The organism is Candidatus Methylomirabilota bacterium, assembly GCA_035764725.1.
Taxonomy (GTDB): Bacteria; Methylomirabilota; Methylomirabilia; order Rokubacteriales; family CSP1-6; genus DASRWT01.
In genome coordinates this window covers 1-5556 of the sequence record DASTYT010000018.1, presented here as the reverse complement: position 1 = coordinate 5556, position 5556 = coordinate 1, and the positions used below count along the sequence as shown (strand labels likewise).

General features: G+C 71.1%; 7 protein-coding genes. All 7 read right to left on the bottom strand.

Annotated features, from left to right (window positions below; all coding sequences use genetic code 11):
* Positions 1-335, bottom strand: a 335-nt coding sequence (locus tag VFX14_02400) for a hypothetical protein (GenBank protein HEU5188519.1), incomplete at its 3' end; no start/stop codon positions are given.
* Between the two features lie 35 nt (positions 336-370).
* The gene (locus tag VFX14_02395) at positions 371-1690 is read right to left on the bottom strand and encodes a DEAD/DEAH box helicase (protein HEU5188518.1); all 1320 of its coding nucleotides are present in this window, start codon (positions 1688-1690) and stop codon (positions 371-373) included.
* Positions 1687-2469: a twin-arginine translocase subunit TatC gene (tatC, locus tag VFX14_02390; GenBank protein ID HEU5188517.1), complete on the bottom strand. Its 783-nt coding sequence runs from the start codon at positions 2467-2469 to the stop codon at positions 1687-1689. The genes VFX14_02395 and tatC overlap by 4 nt, the downstream gene beginning before the upstream one ends.
* Positions 2469-3257 carry a bifunctional hydroxymethylpyrimidine kinase/phosphomethylpyrimidine kinase gene (thiD, locus tag VFX14_02385; protein HEU5188516.1) on the bottom strand — a complete coding sequence of 263 codons (789 nt, stop codon included), beginning with the start codon at positions 3255-3257 and terminating at the stop codon, positions 2469-2471. The genes tatC and thiD overlap by 1 nt, the downstream gene beginning before the upstream one ends.
* A gap of 87 nt (positions 3258-3344) precedes the next feature.
* The gene (locus VFX14_02380; protein HEU5188515.1) at positions 3345-4310 is read right to left on the bottom strand and encodes a BBE domain-containing protein; all 966 of its coding nucleotides are present in this window, start codon (positions 4308-4310) and stop codon (positions 3345-3347) included.
* Positions 4307-5167, bottom strand: a complete 861-nt coding sequence (locus VFX14_02375) for an FAD-dependent oxidoreductase (GenBank protein ID HEU5188514.1) — start codon at positions 5165-5167, stop codon at positions 4307-4309. The genes VFX14_02380 and VFX14_02375 overlap by 4 nt, the downstream gene beginning before the upstream one ends.
* Positions 5160-5556, bottom strand: a 397-nt coding sequence (locus VFX14_02370; GenBank protein ID HEU5188513.1) for an SAM-dependent methyltransferase, incomplete at its 5' end; no start/stop codon positions are given. The genes VFX14_02370 and VFX14_02375, both read right to left, overlap by 8 nt.

Below are 5556 nucleotides of genomic sequence, written 5' to 3'. Positions count from 1 at the left end.
TCGGGCGCATAGGCGCCCGGGGTCTGGCGATCGCCGCCCATGCTCCAGATGCGGCCGCGCCGGGTGGGGTCGAAGAAGGAGCCGAAGCTCTCGTGGGGCAGCGTGGGCACGGGCTCGAGGCGCAGGCGGCAGAGGTCGCCGCCGAAGGCGGGGACGACCATGGAGGTGATGCGGACGGCCACCGCGCCGACCGGCACGATCAGGAAGCTGGCGCGAAAGAGTCCGGGCTCCAGCGGGCTCGCGAAGCCGGGCCCGGGGCTATAGAGAAGATCGCTCCACGAGCCGGCGAGGGCCGCGGCCCAGCGCCGCTCGGGCGCAGGCAGCGTCAGATCCACCGCGCGGGTCATCGAGCGGCGGCGCGCGGCGGGGATCAGCGGCCGCGCGGGCCTCCGTGGCGTCCGCCGCCCGGGCGCCCACCGGGCCGGCCGCCCCCGCCGCCGCGACGATCGCCGGGCCGGCCGCCGCGCGCGGCCATGCGGGCGCGCTTCTCCTCGGCGTAGCGGCGCCGCTCCTCGCTGGTGGGCTTGATCTCGGGGAGGTAGAGATCGTCCTCCGCCCACTCCACGGGGATCTTCTGGCCGATGAATTTCTCGATGGGCTCGAGCGCCAGCGCCCCCGCCTCGTCCACCAGGCTGAGCGCCTTGCCCGCCGCGCCCGCGCGCGCGGTGCGGCCGATCCGATGGACGTAGTCCTCGGAGTCCTGCGGCAGGTCCCAGTTCACCACGTGGCTGACGCCCTCGATGTGCAGGCCGCGCGAGGCCACGTCGGTGGCGACCAGGATGGGCAGCTCGCCCTCCTTGAAGTCGGCGAGGATCTTGAGCCGCTTCTTCTGGTCCACGTCGCCGGTGAGGGCACGGGCCACCCACCCGTTTCGGCCGAGGCGATCCTCCAGCCGCCGGGCCTCCTCGCGCGTGTTGGCGAAGATGAGGATGCGGCTCCCCCCTTCGCGGCGCAGGAGGCCCAGGAGCAAGTTGAACTTCTCCTCGCGGCCCACGTGGTAGAGGAGCTGCTCGGCCTTCTCCGCCGTCTTCTGCTGGGGCGTGATGGTGATCTGGGTGGGGTTGTTCATGAACTCCCAGGTCAGCTCCATGACCCGGAACGACAGCGTGGCCGAGAAGAGGAAAGACTGCCGCCGCTCGGGCTTGGGGAGCCGCCGCAGGATGAAGCGGAGGTCGGCGATGAAGCCCATGTCGAACATCCGGTCGGCCTCGTCGATGACGAGCACCTCGACCTTGGCCGGCGACCAGATGTGCTGCTTGAGATAGTCGATGAGGCGGCCCGGCGTCCCCACGAGCACGTCGCAGCCGTCGCGCAGGGCGTCGCGCTGCTTGTTGTAGTCGATGCCGCCGTAGACGGCGAGGATCCTGAGCCCGGTGTGGCTGCCGAGGAGGCGCGCGTCCGCCTCGATCTGCACTACCAGCTCGCGCGTGGGCGCGATAATGAGCACGCGCGGCGCGGTGGCCCCGCCCTTGGGCGGCGCCGTATCGCGCAGGCAGCGGGTGAACGCGGCGATGAGGAAGGCGGCCGTCTTGCCGGTGCCCGTCTGGGACTGACCCGCCACGTCCTTGCCCTTGAGCGCCAGCGGCAGCGCCGCCTCCTGGATGGCGGTGGCAGTGACGAAGCCGGCGTCGCGCACCCCCGCGAGCACGAGCTCGGGCAAATCCAGCGACGTGAACTCGAGGGGACTCACGAGGCCGATTCGCTCGGCGGAGCGTCCGCCGCCACCTGGGGGGCCGCCTTGGGCGAGCGCTTGCCGAAGATGCGGGCCGAGATGATACCGATCTCGTAGAGGAGACACAGCGGCCCCGCCATCAGCGTCTGATTGAAGATGTCGGGGGTCGGCGTGAGGATGGCGGCAATGATGAAGTTGATGAGGATTGCGTACTTCCGGTTCTTCGAAAGGAACTGCGGGGTGACGATCCCCATCTTCGACAGCATGGTGAGGATGAGCGGCAGCTCGAACACCGCGCCGAAGGCCAGCGTGAACTTGATGATGAAGTCCACGTGGCTCGACACCGAGATCATCGGCTGAATGCCCTGCTCCTTGCCGAAGTTCAAAAGGAACTGCAGGGCGAAGGGAATCACGACGAGGAGCGCGAAGGCGCCGCCGGCGAGGAAGAGGAGCGAGCCGAAGATGACGAAGGGCCCGGCGAAGCGCCGCTCGTGCTTGTGCAGTCCCGGCGCCACGAAGGCCCATACCTGCCAGAGGATCACCGGCGTGGCCATGAAGATCGCCATGACCATGGAGATCTTCATGCTGGTCCAGAACGCCTCGGTGGGCGTCAGTGCGACGAGTTTGACGTCGACCTTGTCCAGGGGCCGCCGGAGGTAGAGGAGCACCCGGTCGGAGAAGTGGAACGCGACGAGGATGCCGATCGCGGTGGGGATGAGGCTCCAGATGATGCGGGTGCGGAGCTCCCCCAGGTGCTCCAGGAACGACATCTTGCCTTCGTCGTCGGTCTTGGCCATCACCACTCGGCGAGGAAGTGTCGGAGCTGCCCGACGCCGCGGCCGGCCTGGAACCCTTCGCGGATGGCGCGGGTCACGTAGGCCTTGGCGCGGGTGACGGCGTCGGTGAGGGAGTAGCCGAGCGCGAGCCCGGCCGCGATCCCGGCGGACAGCGTGCAGCCGGTGCCGTGGGTGTTCGGCGAGTCCACGCGCGGCGACGCGAAGGTCTGGAACGAGCGCCCGTCCCAGAGGAGATCCACCGCGTCCCCCTTGAGATGGCCGCCCTTGACGAGCACGTGGCGCGGGCCGAGCCCCGCGATGCGCCGCGCCGCGTCCTCCATGCCCGCGCGGTCCGTGACGGGCACGCCGGTGAGCGCTTCCGCCTCGGGCAGGTTCGGCGTCACGACCAGCGCCAGCGGCAGGATGCGCGTGATGAGGGCCTGGCGCGCGTCCGCGCGCAGCAGCGGGTCGCCCGACTTCGCCACCATCACCGGATCCACCACCAGGTTCGCGATGGGCGTCTCGCGCAGCACGTCCGCGATGGCCTCGATGATGGGCGCGGTCGAGAGCATGCCGCACTTCGCCGCGTCGGCGCCGAAGTCGTCCAGCACCGAGTGGAGCTGCTGGGCCACGAAGGTGGGCGGGAGATTTTCCACCCCCTGCACGCCGAGGGAGTTCTGGGCCGTCACCGCGGTGATCACCGAGGTGCCGAACACCCGAAATGCCGAGAAGGTCTTGAGGTCGGCCTGGATGCCCGCCCCACCGCCGGAATCCGACCCGGCGATGGTCAGGGCGCGAGGAATACGCATGGCGCTCTAGTATACGGGATGGCGCGGCCGCGCCGCCAATGCGTTTGCGGACGCGGACTTAGCCCGATACGACCGCGGCGCCCACCGTCACGCGAGCCGCGTGAAGCCGTCGGCGCTCCAGCGCTCGCTCCCCACCCCGTGGTGGACGAAGAAGAGGCCCTCGGGATCATACCGGTCCTTGACGGCGAGGAGGCGTGGGTAGTTGGCGCCCCAGTAGGCGTCGCGCCAGCCCTCTTCGAAGAAATTGCTCTCGGAGACATAGGAGCCCGCGGCGGGCGCCACCCGGCGGATCTCCCGCATGGCGCGCTCGATGGCGGCGGCGCGGGTGCGCGCGGCGGCCACGTCGGGCTCGTGGCCGCGCAGACCCGGATGCCAGGGCGGGCCCGCGGCCGCGCTGATCGCCAGCGCGAAGGCGTCCAGCACCGCGGGATTGGTCGCGGTGTCGCGCGCGGCGGCCACGTCGTCCGCGGGCGCGCCGGCGAGCCCTTTGTTGACGTGGAGCGCGACGCCCCAGTGCCGCGTGGCCGCGTACAACGCATCCGCGAGCGCCTCCCGGCGCGCTGGCTGGAGCAGCCCGTCAGGCAGCCACGCCGACTGATAGCCGTGAATCACCTGCGCCGCCTGCCCCGCGTCGCCCGCCCACAGCACATTGCCCTCGGGCGCGCCGGGCCGGCTGTCCGCCACCACGAGGCCGCGCACGCTCCGGAGGAACGCGGGATCCCAGAAGCGCCGCGCCGGCACGGCGGCGACGAAGGGACGCCCCTCCAGGCTCAGCTCCCCGCCCGAGGCGGTCACGCGGTCGAGGAACGGCTGCCACACGCGCTCCGCCTCCTGCTGATCGAGCCCCTGGAACACCATCCGCACCTCGACGGCACCGTCGCGGCGAAATACGAGCTGCTCACCCCAGTGGGGATTGAACAATCGCTCGGCGTAGAAACCGACGATCTCGCCGATCAGGCGACGGGACGCGCTGTCCGACGCCGCCTTGACCGTGAGGACCGCCGCGCCGAAGCGCGCCGGCAGCTCCCGCGTTCGCAGGGTGAGCCGCGTCACGACGCCGAGGCTTCCCCCGCCGCCGCCCTTGAGCCCCAGAAGAGGTCCGGATGGGTGCAGGGATTGGCGGTCCGCGCCAGGCCGTCGGCGGTGACGACCTCGGCCTCGAGGAGACCCGCCGCGGCCAGGCCATAGCGCTTCGAGAAGCTCCCGAATCCTCCGCTCTGGATGAGACCGGCCACGCCGACGGTCACGCATCCCCCGCCCTGGACGTAGCGACCAGCCCGCGTGGTCACCTCGTTGTAGACGGACATCCAGATCGCGCCGGCCCCGACGGTGACGGCGGGCTGCGGCGCCATCCGCCCCGCGCAGCCGGACGGAATGAAGGCGTCGTGCACCGTGACGGCATTCATGCGCCGCGTCCAGACGAGGAGCGAGTCCGGCGAAGAGGACGTACCGAGATAGCTGTGGCCGCCCCCCTTCACCACGAGCCGCAGGCGATGCGCGCGCGCGAAGTTGACCGCGGCCACCACGTCCGCGGTCGTCTGCGCGGCGACGGCGTACACGCTCGGCTGCGACGTCCAGGCGTCCACCCAGCCGAGGGACTGGGTCAGCCCGACCTCGTCGCCGAGGTAGTAGGTATTGGTGAGCTGCTTCCCCAGCTCGACACATGGGGCGCTGTCGGCGTTCTCCACGCACGCCAGAAGGGGCGACTGGACCTTGATGAGCCGACCGTCGACCTCGCGATCGAGCAGGGCCCAGCGGGCCGCGCTCGGCCATTCCGGATCGGACGGCCGCACGCGTCGAAGCGCGCCGCTCGGCGCGCGGCCCGATCCCGGCGACGGCGCACAGGAGCGACCGAGCCACGGCGCGAGCGCCACGGCGGCGGCCCGGGTCAGCAAGGTTCGCCTATTCACTCTCCACCTCCGCCTCGCCCGGCTCCTTCTCGCTTCGCGCCTTCGTGTGCGGGATCACCACCGTGAACTCGCCGCGCGCCGTTCCCTTGGCGAAGCGCTCGGCCAGCATGGCGGCCGTCCCCTCCACGATCTCCTCGAACTGCTTGGTCAGCTCGCGCGCCACCACCAGGGGCGCCTCGCCGAACACCTCGGCGACGGCGCCCAGCGTGGCGAGGATGCGGTGGGGGGATTCGTAGAAGACCAGCGTCGTCTCGAGCTCGCGCAAGGTCCGCAGGCGATTGAGCCGTCGCCCCGGCTTGTTGGGCAGGAAGCCCTCGAAGAGAAACCGATCGGCGGGCACGCCGGCGGCGGAGAGCGCAGCGATCACCGCGGAGGGCCCGGGGATCGGC